The organism is Shewanella aestuarii, assembly GCF_011765625.1.
GTDB classification, from domain to species: Bacteria; Pseudomonadota; Gammaproteobacteria; order Enterobacterales; family Shewanellaceae; genus Shewanella; species Shewanella aestuarii_A.
In genome coordinates this window covers 1,116,113-1,135,155 of sequence record NZ_CP050313.1, presented here as the reverse complement: position 1 = coordinate 1,135,155, position 19,043 = coordinate 1,116,113, and the positions used below count along the sequence as shown (strand labels likewise).

Here is a 19,043-nt window from a genome sequence, read left to right as displayed (position 1 = left end):
AAATTTTACAATTTAACGTTCGGTATTGCTGAGTTAGATATAATCAAACAAAGACAGTGACCCGACCTTTCCAAAGACACTCGATACAGCATTGAGCGCCAGTTGTTGTTTCTCGAACTCGGTAATCGCTTCTGCATAATCCAAATCTTCTAATAATGACAATGCGCTATTATTGACTATCTGTTCTTCTGCATGATTTGTTGAAAAGCTTTCTAAAGCTTTTAAGCTATTACCGGCAATTCCTCGGGCCAGACTGACTTGATTTTGACCACTGTCTATATCATTCAATAGTTGTGCCAACTTTGAGCTATTTTGTTGTGTAGCTGCCGCATTGGGGTCTTCGAGTAAGGCAATAGCGTCTTTGAAACTGTCAAATATACTGACGCTGCTTTTAGGCTCCATGGTAAAACTATCGCCAGCGACGGGATTGCCGCTCATTTTGACTTCAATACCATTCACTGTGACAGGTGCGGTTGGGTCAAAATTAGGGACCGTGGTGACTATGGTGCCAGTTGAATCTGCTACCTGAAGCTCTAGCACGCCAGCATTATCAACAAAATTAAAGGTATAGGTGTCTTCGACATGAGCACCCGCATTGGTTATTTTGGCGCTATGGATATCAAAATCACCTTGTTGAGATGCTAAATAATTGACACCATAATCACCTAATGGATTAGGGGCATTCATAAATACCGTATCACCAGGAACATGGGTTCCCATGGTTACTCCACTGGCTACAATACTTTTTCTAACGTCACTATTACCGCTGTATATCATTTCGCCATTGCTATCGAATTCAAATGGCAATGTATTACTTTGGGTGCCAGCAAATAAATAATTGCCTGACTCATCTCGGCTGTTGGCAATCGAGAGCAACTCTTCAAGGCTTTGTTTCATTTCTTCGGCAATCATTTGCCGCTCATTTTGACTTAAGCTGCCGTTTGCACCGCGTTGCAGTTGCTCACGCATCGTGGTTATTAATGTTTCAACACTGCCAATTTTACTTTCGGTCACAGATAAATGATTTGTGGCGTAATCAATGTTTTTAACAAACTGATCAACCAAGCTATTTTTTTGCTTTAAATTATCAATACCAATGGCGGCCACAGGGTCATCACCTGCGGTATTTATTTTTTTACCGCTCGCGAGTTGTTCTAAAATTTTGTTAGTCGCGGTTTGCTTTTGCAAAATACTGCTGGTGTTTTGATGAAACATTTGTCCGGTAGAAATACGCATAATTTATTCTCCTATCGAACCGAATTTAAAATAGAGTCAAATAATTGTTGTGCGGTTGTCATGATCCGCGCCGATGCTTGATACGCTTGTTGAAAACGCATTAAATTGGCGGCTTCTTCATCTAAATTAACTCCCGACTCACTTTGCACTCGATTATAAGCTTGCTGGTAAATTGCATCGGCAGAGCCAACCCGAACTTCTGCTGCTTTGGTTTTGCTGCCAATATCAAGCTTGGTATTTTCAAACACACCAACTAATGTGGTTGTTCCACCATTCATTAATTTGGCGTCGGATAATTTAGCCATTTCAACAGCATTGCGGTTGTCGCCTTCGGCAAAGGATAAGTCAAAGGTAAAGCTGTCTGATACGCCAGCAGGCGATCTGTCATCGATTTCAAAGCTAAAACCAAAACCAGTGTCCACTTGAGGGGGTGTAAAAGTGGTAGGCCCACCAACAGATGTTCCGGTAGCATCAAATACTTCAAAGGTATTCGTGGTGCTATCAACAACAACCGTTAGCTCACTTTCAGTGACGGGAAAATTGGCATTATTACGATCAATGCCATTAAGTTTAATGTCCATGTTGCCTGAATTACTGGCATCAGCGGTAATTTTAGGGCCTGCTGCTGCAATTCCTTTCGGGTCGGTCATGATCATGGTTAAACCCGCAGCTGCGCCTGCAGTCGGTCGGATTTCAAATCGATCACCATCCTGTATGGGGCCATCGGCGATATTGATAGTAAAGCCATCTCCTCCAACTAACGCCCCTGATGCATTCAATGTTAGCGTGGTTAGCTCACCGGTTTGAGTGTCTTTTAACTGATAACCATTGGCGGTAGTAAATGATAATTCATAGCCACCACCACTGAGTAAGCCTACATCATCCACATTGACACTTAAGGCTGCATTGCTCGTATTAGTTGAATAACTGCCTGCTCGGCCTAATGACATCAAGGGATCGTTAATATCACGAAATAGGTTTTGGCCAATGTTGCCATTTAAATCAAACCCTTTTGATTGCATCTCGTTAAAAGTATCGGCGATACCTAATGCTAATTGGCCTAACTCTTGAGTTGCAGGCACTAAGGTTTCATTACGAAAATTGAATAATGCCCCAAGTTGTCCGCCTAATTTAGTGGGGTCAATCACCAACGAGTTATTACCACTACTCGCAGTCAGGCGTGGCTCATTCGGGAATGGATCACCAGTAGTAACCCCGACTGACATTGACACTTCACCAGAAACTAACATCACCGAACCACCTAACATGATGGATTTAGCGCCGGTATCAAGTGGAATGACATTCACCTCAGCGTATTGGCTAAGCTCTTGAATTAATGCATCTTGCTTATCAAGAAGCTGCGAGTCTTGGCCACCATTTTTCATCAATTCTAAATTGATGTTGCCAATTTCTTTGCTTATTTCATTAATCCGAGCCGCCATCGACTCTATTTGGCTATTGGTTTGCTTTGTTTGATTGTCTAAATGAGACTGCATCTGATTTAAGGTTTTAGCTAAGTTTTCAGCCGAGCTTAATGCACCACTGCGGATCCCTAAATCAGTGGGTAGATCTGCAATACTGTTGATGCTAGCAAAAAAATCATTCAACCCTTGTGGCACCATTTTGCCTATTTGGGAATATAACTGGTCTAGCTCACTCATTTTTGAGTAAGTGGCTTCTGCTGCACTTAAGCTAGTTTGGCCAATACGTAATTCACGAGCAGCAAATTCGTTATACACTCGTTTCACATCAGATACATAAGTACCTGTGCCCATAAAACTGTTGCCTAAACGCTGTGATTCAGTACTGGCTTGAGTAGCGACTTGACGGTGATAACCTAAGGTATTGGCATTGGCAATGTTATTACTGGTCACCGCCAATTGAGATTGCGACGCTAACACACCGGTTCTGGCAATATTTAATAGATCGATAGCCATTATTTAGCCTCCCCAGGTAATATGGATTTAAGCCCTTGTGTAACGGATTGCATAACACTAATCACCTTTTTGGCATATTGCGGATCAGTGGCATAGCCAGCTTTTTGTAGCGCTTGAATAAATTCACGCGGCTCGCTCGCCACTTTACGGGCATCTTGGTAACGATCGCCCTGAGAAATAAACGAAACAAAATCATTAAAGCTTTGCTCTAAATTGTCATACACACGGAAATCAGCGCGTTGTTGTACAGCGACCCCTTTTTCAAACTCCAGTGTGTTGACGGTAGCTTTATCGCCTTGCCAGCGCTTATCCGCTTTAATGTTAAAAAGGTTATTGCTTATTGAACCATCTTTGCTGCGGATAACTTTTTGTCCCCAGCCTGTCTCCAATGCTGATTGCGCAATAAGTACTTCCGCTGTGGTGCCTAATTCTTTGGCCGCTTTTTTGGCATGTGGGTAAAGCACAGATATAAAATGCTGTGGACTATCAAACTGGCTAACTTTCTCTTGTGCTGCTTGCACTTTACTTCCATCAGCCACGCTGGTATTTGGCAAGCTTTTGCCGCTAGCATCGAAACTGGCTGAAGCCGTTTTTTGACCGGATAAGATTTGATTCATTGCTTTGATTGAAGCGGCTGAGTTTAGCCCTAATGACGATACACTGTTGCTTTGAGCATGTTGCGTTAAAAGTTCTGAGTTATCGCGCAGCAAGATACTGTCAGTGGGACTTGCAGTTTGTGCACTATCCTGTTTATTGACAAACATACTTGGATTAACTTTGGCATCACTATTGCCCCGTAAAACAGAAGCTGGGGTTATCGGGCTATCGTTAGGGGATAACTGCTGCACCATTAAGTCTGCTAGGCCGAGCATGCCTTTATTAGACAAATCCATCGACATTTGCTGATCGCGCATTTGCTCATAAAAGGCAGTCGTTTCACTATTGAAAGGACTGTCAGATTTAAATGCTTCATTCGCATCGCGCATACTTTTCATCAGCATTTGAATAAAGATACCTTCAAATTGCTTAGCGACTTCTTTAAGCGCGCCCTTCTCGTCTTTCTGAGCTTGAACTCGGAGTGAATCCAGTCCACCTAGATCCAGAAAGTGCGATGAATTTGACAGCTTTTCCATAGTCGTTCCATATTGCCAAAGCGACAATTATTAGATGATGATAAGTTCACCATGCAAAGCGCCTGCCATCTTTAATGCTTCCAGAATTGCCAGTACATCAGAAGGTGCAGCGCCGACTAAGTTTACTGCCCTAACTAGCTCATCCAATGTGGTACCTGGATTAAACATAAACATGCGGTTATCGCTTTGATTGACATCGATAGTGCTGTCAGTTGTGACCACGGTTTGCCCACCCGCAAGCGGATTAGGCTGTGATACTTGAGTGGCTTCAGCAATCGTCACGGTTAAGCCACCATGGGTAACAGCAGCTGGCAATAATTTGACGTTTTGTCCAACCACAATAGTGCCAGTCCGTGAATTAACAATCACTTTGGCTGACTCATCGGCTGGTTCTACCTCAATATTTTCAAGGGTGGCTAAAAACGATACACGTTGTGAAGCATCACGTGGGGCACTCACTTGAATTGAGCTTGCATCTAATGCGCGGGCCATACCAGGGCCAAGTAAGTCATTAATGGCATCAGCGGTTCTTTTGGCAGTTGAAAAATCTGCACGACGTAAGTTAAAAGTAAGATGATCCCCATTAGCAAAAGGCGATGCCACACTGCGTTCAACAATTGCGCCACTGGGTATACGACCTACTGTGGGTGTATTTTGAATAACCTGCGAACCATCAAGCCCTTCGGCACTAAAACCACTGACAACTAAGCTGCCCTGTGCGATTGCATACACATTGCCATCAACCCCTTTTAAAAAGGTTTGAATTAAGGTGCCGCCACGTAAACTTTTTGCTTCCCCAATACTTGATACCGTCACATCAAGTAACTGACCGGGTTTAATAAAAGCGGGCATATCAGCATGCACAGCTACCACAGCCACATTTTTCACTTTTGGGCGAACAGACTCAGGTAAATTAATGCCAAAGTTTTTCAGCATAGTTTTAAAAGTTTGTTCGGTATAGCGAGTTTTCTCGCCGGTGCCTGGTAAACCGACCACTAATCCATAACCCACTAATTGGTTGGTTCGCACGCCTTGCACATTGGCAATATCTTTAATGCGTTGTGCTTCAACCTCAGAAGAGACAAAAATACACATTGCAACGAACATGGTTAAAATGACATTGATTTTCATGTTCATCTCCTTAGAAAGGCCACCACTCACCCATAAAGAATGAGCTTAACCAGCCCACTTTTTGGGTGTCGGCAAAAGTGCCCGTTCCGCTATATTGAATGCGAGCATTGGCAACGCGAGTCGATTCAATGGTATTGTCTGGGCTGATATCTTGGCTGCGTACAACCCCTGTGACGCGAATAAACTCATCACCATTATTAATTGATATCCACTTTTCACCACGAATAATCAAATTGCCATTACTCAGTACTTGCATCACATTGGCCGAAATACTGCCATCTAAACTGTTAGACTGATCGGCATCGGCTTCACGCTTGGTATTCATACTGTCAGAGTAGCGAAAATCCAACGGTACGCCTTTAATGGTGACATTACCGCCACCGGCATACACAGGTTCAACACTTAGCCCGGTATTTTTCTTTAATTCATTATTGGCACTTTTAGTTGCCTGAGTGGATTCTTTTAACACCACAGTAATAATGTCACCCACTTTGTGAGCTCGAATATCGGAGTACAAACTGGCTGATTGTGAGTCTAGAAAGATCGATCCCGTGGCTGCTTTTTGCGTTATCGGCTCTTCTGGATACACTGGCGCATAAAACGGATCATCTGGTATCGGTTTTTTCTGTGTTGAACTACACCCAGCTAGCGCGATTAGGCTGACTAAAGCAAGATACTTAATCATGATTGCCCCCTAAAGATTTTGATTCACATAAGACAGCATTTGATCAACCGCTGAAATCACTTTGGAGTTCATCTCATAGATCCGTTGACTTTGAATTAGATTAACTAACTCTTCTGTCACGTTCACATTAGAGGTTTCTAACGCGCCTTGACGAATAGCCCCCATTCCATCTAACGATGCTGTGCCTTGAATTGGCGTGCCGCTAGCACCGGTTTCGGTATATAAATTTTGACCGAGTGGATCTAACCCTGATGGATTAATAAAATCTGTCATGGTTAACTGGCCTATCACTTGGTTTTCAGCCGCATCAGCCGTTTTGACTGACACTTCGCCTTCGGCTGATACAGTAATACTAGTGGCATTATCAGGGATCGTAATTGGCGGTTGCAGAACATAACCTGAGCCCGGTGTGACGATTTGCCCCGTGTCATCTAAGCTAAACTGGCCATTACGAGTATAAGCAGGTGTCCCATCTGGCATTTGCACTTCAAAAAAGCCTGGGCCTTCGATCATTAAATCCAATGCATTGTCAGTAGTGAGCATGTTGCCTTGGGTAAACATCTTTTGGGTGGCAACCACTTTAGTACCTGCGCCAAGGTTTAAACCGTTTGGCAATTTAGAGTTATCGGCACTAATACCACCAGCTTGGTTAATTGTTTGATATAGCAAGTCTTCAAACACAGCGCGGCTTTTTTTGTATCCGACGGTACTGGCGTTAGCAACGTTGTTAGAAATAACCGCAATATCTGTTTGTTGGGCGTCTAAACCCGTTTTACTAATCCACAGAGCTGGATGCATAATAATTACTCCTAACTAATTCTTAATAATGATGATGACGAGCGATCAGCCTCTTCGGCATTTTTCATCATCTTGACTTGCATTTCGTACTGACGTTGAATATCGATCATGGCGACCATTTCATGCACAGGATTGACGTTACTCCCTTCAATCGCACCGCTTTCGACACGCACATCAGGATCTTTTGCCGCAGGCTGGCCTGACATTTGTCTGAATAAGCCATCTTCTCCACGCATCATTTGATCGTTACCCGGATTAACAAACTTTATTCGTGCCACTTCTTCGATCACTTCAGCGGTTGCACCTTGTGGGCGTACTGAAATAATGCCGTCTTCTGAAATATGCACCCCAGCGATAGGTAGTGGCAACACGATAGGCCCAGCATCGCCCATAACAGGCGTATTGCGGCTATTAACTAATAAACCTGTGCTGTCAAATTTCAAACTACCAGCTCGGGTATAAGCTTCTGAACCATCTTGGGCTTGTACCGCTATCCAGCCATCGCCTTTAATGGCAATATCCAAATCTCGACCAGTAGCTTTTAATGGCCCGTTGCTAAAATTAGTGCCCGGGCTTTCTATCATAGAAAACACACGAGTAGGTAAGCCTTCACCAAATGCTTGCATTGAGCGAGCTTGGGTCATATCAGACTTAAACCCATCGGTATTGGCATTGGCTAAGTTGTTTGCGCGTACTGCCAAAGCATTCATGCCTTGCTTAGCACCACTCATCGCAACATACATAAATTTGTCCATTTGCCGCTCCGTCAAAAAACCTTTAAACAACGATATTACTTAGACAAAGCAATTGGCATGCCAATAAAACGAATTACTTTTAAGTTATTGTTTTATTGATGGTAAGGGAAATAAAAGAAATAAGAGATAACTGGAGAGTGTCAAAAAATAACGAAATAAATACCGCAAAACTATACAAAGGCAAAGCGTTGCCGATAACGGCAACGCTTATAAGTGATGTATCAACGATTAACGGATCTGTAATACCGTTTGGTTAAGAGTATTGTTCACTTCAAGGGTACGCGAGTTTGCTTGGAAGTTACGCTGTGCTGAAATCAAATCCACTAATTCGGTGGTTAAATCAACATTTGACTGTTCTAATGCCGATGAACGAATGCTACCAAAAGTACCGCTATTAGCTTCACCCGCTAAAGCCGGACCAGAATCAAGGCTCTCTTTCCATGCAGTATTGCCTACCTGCGTTAAACCTTGTTCATTGGCAAATCGAACTAGGGCGACTCGTGATAAAGGCACGGTTGAACCATTACTGTAACTTGCCGTTACCAGACCATCAGCGCCAATGCCGACATTGGTCAATCGACCAACTGTGGTACCGTCTTGAGTTAACTCGGTCACTTCAAATGGTGAAGCATACTGAGTTGGATTATTGAAGTTAATGGTAATAGTTTGAGTACCATCAGTACCTGGATCTAATACTCCAGCGCCATTAACACCAAGCTCTTCTGTTGTTATTATCGCGGGATCAGTACCCGTATAAGCACCAACATCATTGAACTTAATTACTGCACCTTTCCATCCATCTGCATTTACAGCGCTTCTAGTAGTAGGGTCTGGGTTACCATCTCCATCGCTATCAAAATTATATTCTCCAGCAGGGCCTGCTAAGTCGACTGGTTTATCATCGATAGCATAAAATGCAACCCAGTTGCTTTCTCCAGTATATGAACCTTCTTCTGGTTTGATAAAATAGGTGGTCATAATATGCGGTTTACCTAATGAATCGTAAATCGTCACAGAAGTCGAATTATTAAAGGTTGCTGGGTCTTCGTGATCAAAATTAGCGGGATCTAATGCTTTCTCGCCTACATTTAAGTTCATCTGCAAGCCCACATTAGACGACATAACAGGGTTACCTGCGGTATCAGGAATTTTAATTGGCTGTGTGGTGGTTAAACTAACTGAAGTCGAGTTACCATCTTTATCAACCGGAAAGCCCTGCAAGTAATTACCAGCGGAATCAACCATATAGTTGCTTTGATCAACTTTAAATGCGCCAGCTCTAGTGTAAGATTGGTCACGAGTGCCTAGTTCAGATGAAGTAACAAAAAAACCACCGCCACTGATCGCCATGTCTAAAGAGTTGCTGGTAAATTGTAAGCTACCTTGGTGAAATTGCTGCGCAACTTGTGTGGTAGTCACCCCGCCCCCAACAGCTGTTTTGCTGTTTGAGAAAATCGAATTTGCATAAACGTCAGCAAATTCGGCACGGGACTCTTTAAAGCCAATGGTATTTACGTTAGCAATGTTATTTGCTGTGGTATTGAGATCTTTTTGCGCTGCTGCGATACCACTCAATGCGATATTAAATGACATATTTCACCTCGAATTTTTCGATAATATTAGTGACAATTTTATGGCACTAAACTGCTATATTAGGTTTCAGACACTGCAAGTACATCTGACAATTTAATGCCGCCAATACCGCGTAAGTTTAAAATTGCACCCGTTGCTGCCGTACCCAAGGAGACACTGGTAACATGAGCGTAAGTCGATACGGGAAGATCTTGCGACTGACCATCCACTTTACCGCTGGCTTTGATTGAATAACTACCCTCTGCGACAGGTTCGCCATTCTTATCAAGACCATCCCAAGCAACATCGACGTTACCGCCAGCACTGCCATCAATATCAAAGGTTTTTATTAACTGACCAGATTCATCTTCAATGCGAATCGTAATGGTATCGATTTTTTCAGGAGTACTAACCACACCTTTTATTTCAGAGCTTTCAGGTGTGATGGCACCAGTGTCAGATGGAATCAACACTTTACGGCCAACAAGTCCTGATGCCTGCAATGCTTGACTTGAACTCATCACGCTATTGAGATTTAAAATCTCGGCATTCAGATTGGCAATGCCATCTACCGTTGAAAACGATGCCATTTGGGCAATCATTTGATCATTATCTACAGGTTTAAATGGATCTTGCATCGATAACTGCTGACTGAGCAAAGCAAAGAAGTCTTCTTGCTTTAACATTTGATCTTTAGGCTCAGGCGTTTCAGGCACACTTGGCAATCTAATGCTGTCTAAAAAGGGATTGCCTGTTGATGTTGCAGTCGCATTCGATTGCACAGTATTTTTACTCACTGTACCTGTGCTAGACACACTTGACGTCTGTTGAGGCAAAGACTGACTATAAGGATTTACGAGGCTCATATATTACCTCCAAAAAAAATCATGCTATTTACCCATTCTAAGTGTCTGTTGCAACATTGATTTTGTTGCATCCGCCACTTGAACATTCATTTGATAAGAACGTGAAGCTGAAATCATATCGGCCATTTCTTCCATCACATTCACATTAGGCTTATAAATAAAGCCATCGGTATCAGCCATTGGGTGATCAGGAGAGTATTCTTTAATTAATGGCTTATCACTTTCAACAATCCCACGTACGTTCACTTTCTGACCCGCACTTTGCTGATGACTCGCATTGGCAAGTTCAGCTTCAAATATTGGATGACGTGCACGATAAGTTTTATCAACGCTACTGGAAACGGAATCAGCATTAGCAATATTACTGGCGGTGGTATTCAAGCGCACCGACTGGGCGCTCATACCTGATCCTGATACATTGAAAATATTAAATAAGCTCATAATTAATTACCTGTTAACGCTTTACGCATACCACTAAATTTGCCTTCCAAAAAACCTAGAGACATTTGGTACTCAAGTGCGTTTTGCATAAAAGCGGTTTGTTCCTGCTGCATATCAACAGTGTTGCCATCACCTGTATCAGGTTGATTAACTACACGATATTTAACATGCTGCTGATTAAGAGCGGTTAAATCAAAATGCTTTTCAGTGGTTTGACTCATCGATAAGCCTTTTTGATGTGAACGAGCAGCTGACATAGCAGAAGCAAAATCAACATCGCGAGCTTTGTACCCTGGGGTATTAGCATTTGCAATGTTGCTTGATAAAACTTCGGCTCGCTGGGCCCTTACACCTAAAGAGTATTGATGTACCCCAAGTGCATTATCAAAGTTAATCGCCATAAAATTGCCTCCATCAGCTATCTGATAGATATGTAGCAAAGGGTATGCCAATATTTTCGAAAAAGGGAGTTAGAAGGAATAGATGCAAAAAATAAAGCATACAATCCAATTACCGTATGCTTTTCGGTTAGTTAGATTAGGTTTTCTTTTGATAATAGATGCCAGGATTACACCGAACCATATTAAACTCGTCCGTCAAACCGGCAATTGACTCTGAAGCCCCAAGAAATAATATCCCCTGAGGATTTAAAGCGGCAGCAAATTGCCGCAAAATTTTTGCTTTTGCCTCCGGTGCAAAATAAATCAACACATTACGACAAAAAATAATGTCGTATTTCCCCAGCAACGAATAGCTTTCAAGTAAATTATGGGCCCGAAAGTTAACCAATCGCTTAACATTATCTTTCACTTTCATATTGCCATTGGGCAAAGCATCAAAAAACTGACGCTTACGCTCATCAGATAAACCTCGGGCTAAGGCTAAATTGTCATACTCAGCATTTTTACAACGCTCAAGCATCGATGGTGATAAATCAGTTGCTTGAATTGCTACACCTCCGGGTAATGCACCCGGTCTACGCTGCTGATACTCCATCACGGTCATGGCAAGAGAATAAGGCTCCTGCCCAGAGGAACAAGCCGCAGACCAAATGCGTAAGGGGCGCCCTAACTTTGAATACTCGGGTAACAATGCATTTTGCAGTAAATCGAATGGGTATTTGTCACGAAACCATAAGGTTTCGTTGGTGGTCATAGCATCGATGACTTCTGAGCGCAATTGACGCTCAGTAGGTCTCATTGAATGTTTAACAACGTCTGACAGAGAGGGGAGATTATATTTCCCCATAAGAGGTGCTAGACGACTTCTTACTAGGTATTGCTTATTTTCACCCAATACGATGCCGCTATGTTGTTCTAAAAACAACCTAAACTGATTATATTCTGATTCTGCGAGTGATTTATTGGTCACATTCACATCCTAAACAAATCGAGCTTATCCTTGCTCACTAAAATTATGACAACGATATGATTTACGCTAAAGTCTTTGAACTCATGATTTAACTTCCACAAACTGACTTTAATTTTTATCAAATCTAACTATCTAAATTGCCATTATTACACATTACTCAACAACTTGAGCAGGACTGACTATCAATCAATTACAAACTTAAATGCTTGTTAACCGCAGCAGCTAATTCATCTGGGTTAAACTTAGCGATAAAGTCATTAGCACCCACTTTTTGCACCATAGCTTGATTGAAAACACCACTCAATGAGGTATGCAATACCACTTTAATATTTTTTAACTTTGGATCATCGCGAATTTCCGCTGTTAAGGTGTAACCATCCATTTCTGGCATTTCAATATCTGAAATAATCAATGGAATTTCATGCGATACATCATTCATTTCACTGGCAATAGCTTTTAATTTATCCAGTGCTTCTTTGCCATCTTTTGCCGTATCGATTTGTAAGCTTAAAGACTCAAGTGAACGAATAATTTGCTTACGTGCCACCGCAGAATCATCAATAACCATGATGTGATAATGCTGTTCTCTGTCAATGGTTAGCTGCTTGTCGACTTCTTCGCTAATGGCTGTCTTTACTGGTGATATTTCATCGAGAATTTTCTCAACATCTAAAATTTCAACTAACTCACCTTCAATTTCTGTCACCGCAGTAAGGTATGAATAACGCCCTGCACCTTGAGGCGGAGGCATAATATCAGACCAATTCATATTAATAATACGTTCGACTGAACTGACTAAGAACCCCTGCACACTGCGGTTATATTCCGAGATGATAACAAAACAGTTTTCTGTTGAGGTGATAGGTTTTCCGCCTGTAGCTGCACTCAAATCAATCACAGAAATGGTCGCACCTCGGATATGCGCAACGCCTTTTACAAAAGGATTAAGCTTAGGAAGCGAAGTTAATGGAGGACATTGAAGTACTTCCTTAACTTTAAAAACGTTAATCCCGTACCTTTGACGCCCATTAAGCTTAAATAACAACAGCTCTAAACGATTTTGGCCAACGAGTTGCGTACGTTTGTTAACGGATTCCATTATACTCGACATAACACTGCCTTTTTGTTATTAAATTTTTGAACTAAATAGATAATAGCTTGTTTTACCTATCTGAATACATCTTTAAGTGAATAAACCACTCAGTAAGCCCTATGGTTTAGTGTGTTACACTTACTTGTGTTGTCTCTATCAATGCCGCAACCCCAATTGATCATATTTGTAGGCATATTATTTGCTTAACCATAACAACAACCGTGATCAGTGTGATTGTTTCATCAAACTAGTCATTTTATTGTCACTTGATTCAGCTTAATTAACACTCATGATGAAATTTAGTATAGGTGCAATCTCACAAAACAAGCTAGTATCCCCATGATGAAAGTAATTTATTTATGTTTTGGCTATTTATTGTTTAATTCATTAGCGTCCTATGCCAATGAAGTATCTTCTGTTCCAGCTATATCGACCATTACCCAAATGGCTGAAGATGTAATTCGAAAAAAAATTCAGCTAGACAATAATGCTAAGTTAATGATTACCCCACAAAACCTTGAAGGAAGATTAGTTCCTCCGCGTTGTTTTGAACCGTTATCAGTAACGTTAGCCAGTGACCGAGAAATTGCCCGCAACAACACGGTTAAAGTCAGTTGTAACACCCCCGATTATGACTATCCTTGGCTGATTTACATCTCTGTACGAGTTGAAATTCTTTATCCTGTTGCCGTAGCTGCCGAAGTCATTGCTCCCGGCACCCTCATTTCAGAGGAACAAATACAAATTGACTACATAGATCAATACAGTTTACGGGGGCAATATTTTTCTGACACAAATGCTGTCATTGGAACAAGATCCAAAAGACGTATTGCTAAAAGCTCCCCAATTCTTGGTAACCAATTATGTTTTGTATGTAAGGGCGATGCGGTATCCATTTATGCCAAAACTGAACATTTGCAGATAAAAACCTTAGGTGAGGCCCTACGCGATGGCAATATTGGCGAATCTATCAGCGTCAAAAATATAAATTCAAACAAACAATTAGAAGCAACGGTAATTGGCATTGGCGAAGTTGAAGTTAGAATGTAAAATAAACTAAAGTTTTTTCCCTTGTGGCCGATACCCTGTTTGGAAAACCGAAATTAACGCTGGAGCCTAACATGGCAATTGACATTAACAAGCTAAAATCTGCAACGAGCACGCCAATACAAACGTCTCGCGACAGTAAATCAGCTGCAGGCACAACTCAAGCGGCACCCAAAACTGCTGCGGTAAAAGCTGACTCGGTGAGTATTACCTCACAAGCGCAAGAATTACAAAGTACGCAGGCAAAAATGGCTAACTTACCTGAAGTCGACCAAAAGAAAGTGGCTGAAATTAAATTGGCAATTTCTGAAGGCCGTTATAAAGTCGACCCAGAAAAACTTGCAGCTAATATTGCAAACTTTGAAGCACAATTAAGCGGACTCAAATTTAACCAAGACTAAAGTGTAAAACCTGTCTTACTTATTCGACTTTTTACACTGTCTTGTTGAATTTATCTTAGTGCAAATTGATGCCTAATTAGATAAATAATCGCTTGTCGCCCGAATGGCGTCACAGACAAATGTATCAAAAATATGAGTAATGTATGACAGACATAGCCACACTACTTTCCCATCAGCAAGGTATTTTAACCTCGCTGAAGACAATCATATCCGCAGAAAAGCAAGCTTTACTCGATCAAGATGCCGATGCCTTATTAAAGCTGGCTCAAGACAAGCAGCAATATCTAATCAATTTAAAGCAAAATGACGATACTCTGGCAAAACACCCAGACAAAGCATTACTGACCAGTGAACCCACATTGATTGAAAAAGTGGCAGATTCCAAACTAATTTTAGCGGAATGTAAATCATTAAATCAGCAAAATGCCAACTTAATTGAACTAAATATTGCAAGTATGAATCGATTATCCCAAGCATTACAGGTGAGTCGAAACGCTTCCAGTTTGACCTATAACGATAAAGGTAAAACTTCGACCATTTCAACATTAGGCAATGACTTTAAAGCATAACCTTAACTGTATTACCAATAAAAACGGCACTTTTTAAAGTGCCGTTTTCTGTATAAATAGCTTCTAAAAACGTAGCGATTATAGCCAGTTCAGGTTAATTACCCAGCATTGCCTTCTTTAAACTCTTTTGAGCAGGTTTATCACCTAACCAAATGTTAAGTAAGGCTTGTCGAAATGCTTCACCTGCAACTTCACCCTGCTGTTGTTGATTTTTTAAACTAATCACACCTTGGTCTTTAGTTAACACAAAAGTAAACTGATCACCTTTTTTAATTTCTGCACTAAATAACGCCATAAACTGATCAATTTCAGCTTTTAGCGCTTGAGGCTTGCCATTGGTTGCCGCATCAAAGCCTTCATTAATCGCTTCAATCATTTTATCAGAGGTGATCATTCCTGAAGTGATATTCAAACGGATAACCGCTACAGGCTGTTCAATCACATCAGATAACGCAGTTTGATGATGTGGCAAATACAAACTACCTACATACAAGTCCATGAAAAACTTACTACGCACACCTGCACCATTTAAGATTAAAGTGTGCTCAGCCATATTCAATGACTCACTCAACTCTATTCCTGAAACTGATTTTGCATTAACTATGGGTGATAAGATAAGTGCAGCGGTTAAACTTAAAACGGATAAAATCTTCATAATGCTCTTCTATATGTGGAAATAAAGCGTTAGCCCCTAACGCCTAACTTGTACTGTCCATTTTGCTCAAACATAAGCGCTTGTTTTTGATTTGGAGAAATTAATAATGGACCATCATCAAAAAACAAAAAGCATTTCCAATTGCAAACAAATACATCCCATCGTGTTTCAATGACCTGATATTTTTCATAGCAAAAATACACTTTTGCATCATCAGGCCATTGGATATACTCAATTACCGCTTCAGGTAAGGAGTTATCATTTGAGTCCCATGCCGATTGCCAATGCTCAGTTGCTGACCAAGCATCTTGCTTAGCAGGCCAATCACCTTTCGCAAATTGTTCTGCACGACTACTTTTGTTACTAATCCATTTATTCCACACCTCCATTGAACTCTTCTCACTAAGAGGCTTAATCAAGGATTTATCGTCTTCACTCACGGGGAGATCTTTATGATTAAAGATCCATTTACGCTTGTAGGACTCAAGAGGAATATAAGAAATTGACAAGAATCACTCCTTCAAAGGGATTAGCACTAAGATAAAGGAGAGATTATAAAGTGTTTACTTCATCTTTGAAACGACTTGTAATCCGTGTAAGCTCATTCCACAAGTCAACCCACAAAAATCATGGGTTGAGCCTTCAGAATTAACGCTAAATATGAGTTTTATGCAGTTAGTTTGTGCATGTATTGCTTAGCTAACTCATTTTCAGGTTCGACATTTAATGCATTAACAAAGGCTGTTTTAGCTGCGTCATATTGTTTAATATCAAACATATAAACACCTAAACTAACCCAAGTAACTACATCTTCAGGGTATTTTTCCAGGTAATCTAAATATAGATTCACTGACTCCTGCACCTTACCCATTAATTTCAAGACTTGTGCATGTTTAACAGTATGCGCATCAGTAAAATGCGATATCTCTTCAAAACCAAGTATGGCAGTATCTAAATCATTAGAGTGTAAAGCGGTACTAATCAGTTGTTTTAATTCACTTATACCTCTCTGTTCTTGAGGGATATTAAGAATGGCCTGCTTTGCATTCACCAAATCACCTTCAAGCTCATATTTCACACTCAATGCAAACCAATATAGCGCAGATGCCTCTTCGTTTTGATTTTCGTAATGAGTCAAACTACGCACCATCTGAGAAATACCGGCTAAATGCTTTTCATTTTTTAAAAGCTCAATTTTGGTTCTAACTGGCTTTAAGTTTGATCTCGCCTTGATATAGCTTTCATAGGGCTTATCTGATGTTGTGGTACTTAAGGTATATTCTTTTACTAATTCTTCGACTAACTCTGAATTTGCAATACGAGTATTCTGTGCGTTTTTATGGTTTTGCAGCCAAATCAAAACACGCCCGGTTTGCTTATCCTCTCGCCAACTGTTTGCTAATTCGCTAAGAGGAACATCTACGTCAAGTTCTTTTAGTCGACAATTAACTTTACTTAAAGAAGCTGTAACTACCTTCAATAGTTGACTAACCGCGGCATTAAAACTTTTATAATACGCATAGGTCTGTGCAATTTTTTGTTCTGGAGTCAATGAGCCAATTTGCTGTACTGATAAAAAGCTCATAAATTGAAGATAACCAAATGTTTTGATTAATTTAATTAACCCACTGTCACTGTTGTTAATTTTTAGTTCAATTCTGGATAGTTGCTTATTTAACTTGGCTGATTGTTTTAGGTCGCTTTTCAACAAATCTAACTGTGCACACAAAGGTAACGCTTGCTCAACTAACTTTTCTACTTTTAGTAGCTTATCTTTAAAAGCATTTATTTCATTGCGTGTATTTTGTAACTGCTGTTTGGTATTAAAAGCTGAAAACTTTTGCTTCACTTGTGCAAAAAATGCTTCACTACTGATGACTTGCTCACCCAGAATCACATTTTTTGCGTCTTGACATTTTACCTTGTCAACTTTTGCGGCTTGTGCCGCAAGATTGATAAACTCCACACCGTCGGTTTCTGCTATTTTAGATTGCATCACTTCTAATGCGGTATACATTTGAATCGTTGTTTCCGCTAATTGGCCATCATTGGTTTCAACCCATTGTCCAATATGACCAAGAATCGCCGGGTTAATTTCAGACTCTAAGCTCCCTTTTGCATGTGTGTGACCATCCGGGGAAAAACACAAGTCCACACCACTTAACAAAATGTGCTTGAATTGCAATGCGATAGCGATATTGATGGCGGTATTGGTTACAGTAGGCCCATCACTGATAAAGTTTTGCTCATTACTCCATGGTAACTGTTGTCCTAAATAACACTTCACCCCCGCCCATTGGCCGACAATTTCAGAAGCCGCATGATAAGCATTAACAAGTAGGGTTCGATCTGAAAGTGGCAATAATCCCCGGCTGACACTGAGACTTAGCGGCAATGGATCGATCGTCATCACTATATGCGGAATAATCCCCGCCGCTTCCAATTTTCCTGCCACACGAGAAATAGCAATAATAAACAATTGCTTTTGATTTAATTTTATCCACTCAATTTGGCCATCAACCGAGGGGCCTCCAGCTACGACAATACAAGTCATTGCAGAAAAGTTATATTCTGACAATATCGATATCGCAGGCACTTGATTATCGGCGGCATTATCTAACTGCTTGGTCATGAATTTTTGAATTGACAATATATTAGTCAATTTCATCGATGCTACTTTCAATGTTGTCTGGATCATGCTTTTTAAGCCTAGATAGCCCTCTAAATGCCCCGCTGCGGCTCCTAAAGAATGACTAACACGACAATAGAATTGCTGAAAATAGATTTGTAATATAGGGCTTTCTAGTAGGGTGGCTAACTCATCAAAGTTACAGATAAAAATATCATGCTGTTGACGCTCAGGAATATCGATATTCAATACTTGTGTCACCTCTTCAAGTTCAACAAAGATGAACTTACTTCCTTTGGGTAACTCCATTTCCATTACATAATTTGCCAATAAGCCAGAGTCTAAGCCAATGACAATATGTAAAGTATTAGTTAATTCGAACTCTTGAAATCGCTGTTTAAAAAGGGAGGTAGAATCTAACTTTTCAAATTGATACTGATTGATAGCAGGAAAATAATGCTCATTAAAACGACTCAATTTAACGGTTTTTAAAGCAGGATTAATTAAGGTATTCATTGTTTTCCCTGTATTTAGCCACAACCATGATAAAAAAACGACACTCGCTGGCTGCGTCAAAAAAAAGTTATTTCATATAAAATCGAGCATTTTTAGCTCTTCTTACATCTTATTAAGCAAAAAATGAACCAGTTTCTCATAAAATAAAATATACTTTTGTAAAACAAAAAGAATACTCTACTCTTATAAAGAAGAAGAGTAACCATAT

The 19,043-nt window shown here is 40.6% G+C and carries 19 protein-coding genes; 3 read left to right on the top strand and 16 right to left on the bottom strand.

Annotation, left to right across the window (positions count from 1 at the left end; translation table 11 throughout):
- Positions 1–33: 33 nt before the first annotated feature.
- The 13 genes from flgL to HBH39_RS05170 form a co-directional block, all read right to left on the bottom strand.
- Positions 34–1,236: a flagellar hook-associated protein FlgL gene (flgL, locus tag HBH39_RS05230; protein ID WP_167676242.1), complete on the bottom strand. Its 1,203-nt coding sequence runs from the start codon at positions 1,234–1,236 to the stop codon at positions 34–36.
- An 11-nt stretch (positions 1,237–1,247) separates the two neighbouring features.
- A complete protein-coding gene (gene flgK, locus HBH39_RS05225; protein WP_167676240.1) occupies positions 1,248–3,173 on the bottom strand; it encodes a flagellar hook-associated protein FlgK in 1,926 nt (641 codons plus the stop codon).
- Positions 3,173–4,306, bottom strand: a complete 1,134-nt coding sequence (gene flgJ / locus HBH39_RS05220; RefSeq protein ID WP_167676238.1) for a flagellar assembly peptidoglycan hydrolase FlgJ — start codon at positions 4,304–4,306, stop codon at positions 3,173–3,175. The genes flgK and flgJ overlap by 1 nt, the downstream gene beginning before the upstream one ends.
- Positions 4,307–4,336: 30 nt before the next feature.
- Entirely contained in the window at positions 4,337–5,413 is a 1,077-nt protein-coding gene (locus tag HBH39_RS05215) for a flagellar basal body P-ring protein FlgI (RefSeq protein WP_432280145.1), read from the bottom strand.
- 34 nt (positions 5,414–5,447) lie between these two features.
- On the bottom strand, positions 5,448–6,122 hold the full coding sequence (gene flgH, locus HBH39_RS05210; RefSeq protein ID WP_167676233.1) for a flagellar basal body L-ring protein FlgH: 675 nt from the start codon (positions 6,120–6,122) through the stop codon (positions 5,448–5,450).
- A gap of 9 nt (positions 6,123–6,131) precedes the next feature.
- Positions 6,132–6,920 carry a flagellar basal-body rod protein FlgG gene (gene flgG, locus HBH39_RS05205; RefSeq protein ID WP_167676231.1) on the bottom strand — a complete coding sequence of 263 codons (789 nt, stop codon included), beginning with the start codon at positions 6,918–6,920 and terminating at the stop codon, positions 6,132–6,134.
- Between the two features lie 11 nt (positions 6,921–6,931).
- Positions 6,932–7,675: a flagellar basal-body rod protein FlgF gene (gene flgF, locus HBH39_RS05200; RefSeq protein WP_167676229.1), complete on the bottom strand. Its 744-nt coding sequence runs from the start codon at positions 7,673–7,675 to the stop codon at positions 6,932–6,934.
- 228 nt (positions 7,676–7,903) lie between these two features.
- Positions 7,904–9,268: a flagellar hook protein FlgE gene (gene flgE / locus HBH39_RS05195; protein WP_167676227.1), complete on the bottom strand. Its 1,365-nt coding sequence runs from the start codon at positions 9,266–9,268 to the stop codon at positions 7,904–7,906.
- A gap of 59 nt (positions 9,269–9,327) precedes the next feature.
- Complete coding sequence (gene flgD, locus HBH39_RS05190) at positions 9,328–10,113, bottom strand: flagellar hook assembly protein FlgD (RefSeq protein WP_167676225.1); 786 nt, start codon at positions 10,111–10,113, stop codon at positions 9,328–9,330.
- Between the two features lie 24 nt (positions 10,114–10,137).
- The gene (gene flgC / locus HBH39_RS05185) at positions 10,138–10,554 is read right to left on the bottom strand and encodes a flagellar basal body rod protein FlgC (RefSeq protein WP_167676223.1); all 417 of its coding nucleotides are present in this window, start codon (positions 10,552–10,554) and stop codon (positions 10,138–10,140) included.
- 2 nt (positions 10,555–10,556) lie between these two features.
- Positions 10,557–10,955 carry a flagellar basal body rod protein FlgB gene (gene flgB, locus HBH39_RS05180; RefSeq protein WP_167676221.1) on the bottom strand — a complete coding sequence of 133 codons (399 nt, stop codon included), beginning with the start codon at positions 10,953–10,955 and terminating at the stop codon, positions 10,557–10,559.
- Between the two features lie 136 nt (positions 10,956–11,091).
- Positions 11,092–11,931: a CheR family methyltransferase gene (locus HBH39_RS05175; protein WP_167676219.1), complete on the bottom strand. Its 840-nt coding sequence runs from the start codon at positions 11,929–11,931 to the stop codon at positions 11,092–11,094.
- A gap of 184 nt (positions 11,932–12,115) precedes the next feature.
- Positions 12,116–13,036 carry a chemotaxis protein CheV gene (locus tag HBH39_RS05170; protein ID WP_167676217.1) on the bottom strand — a complete coding sequence of 307 codons (921 nt, stop codon included), beginning with the start codon at positions 13,034–13,036 and terminating at the stop codon, positions 12,116–12,118.
- Between the two features lie 324 nt (positions 13,037–13,360).
- Here HBH39_RS05170 and flgA point away from each other — a divergent pair, with 324 nt between their 5' ends.
- From flgA to HBH39_RS05155, 3 genes are all read left to right on the top strand, one after another.
- Positions 13,361–14,068, top strand: a complete 708-nt coding sequence (gene flgA, locus HBH39_RS05165; protein ID WP_167679974.1) for a flagellar basal body P-ring formation chaperone FlgA — start codon at positions 13,361–13,363, stop codon at positions 14,066–14,068.
- Between the two features lie 71 nt (positions 14,069–14,139).
- Positions 14,140–14,466 (top strand): flagellar biosynthesis anti-sigma factor FlgM, encoded by a 327-nt coding sequence (gene flgM, locus HBH39_RS05160; protein ID WP_167676215.1) that lies wholly within the window; start codon positions 14,140–14,142, stop codon positions 14,464–14,466.
- A gap of 143 nt (positions 14,467–14,609) precedes the next feature.
- A complete protein-coding gene (locus HBH39_RS05155; RefSeq protein ID WP_167676213.1) occupies positions 14,610–15,035 on the top strand; it encodes a flagella synthesis protein FlgN in 426 nt (141 codons plus the stop codon).
- A gap of 94 nt (positions 15,036–15,129) precedes the next feature.
- On the opposite strand, the gene HBH39_RS05150 is transcribed toward HBH39_RS05155, so the two are convergent.
- The 3 genes from HBH39_RS05150 to HBH39_RS05140 form a co-directional block, all read right to left on the bottom strand.
- A complete protein-coding gene (locus HBH39_RS05150; RefSeq protein ID WP_167676211.1) occupies positions 15,130–15,690 on the bottom strand; it encodes a chalcone isomerase family protein in 561 nt (186 codons plus the stop codon).
- A gap of 29 nt (positions 15,691–15,719) precedes the next feature.
- Positions 15,720–16,199, bottom strand: coding sequence for a DUF2947 domain-containing protein (locus HBH39_RS05145; protein WP_167676209.1), 480 nt, complete (start codon positions 16,197–16,199; stop codon positions 15,720–15,722).
- A 158-nt stretch (positions 16,200–16,357) separates the two neighbouring features.
- A complete protein-coding gene (locus HBH39_RS05140; protein ID WP_167676207.1) occupies positions 16,358–18,835 on the bottom strand; it encodes a 6-hydroxymethylpterin diphosphokinase MptE-like protein in 2,478 nt (825 codons plus the stop codon).
- Positions 18,836–19,043: the final 208 nt, after the last annotated feature.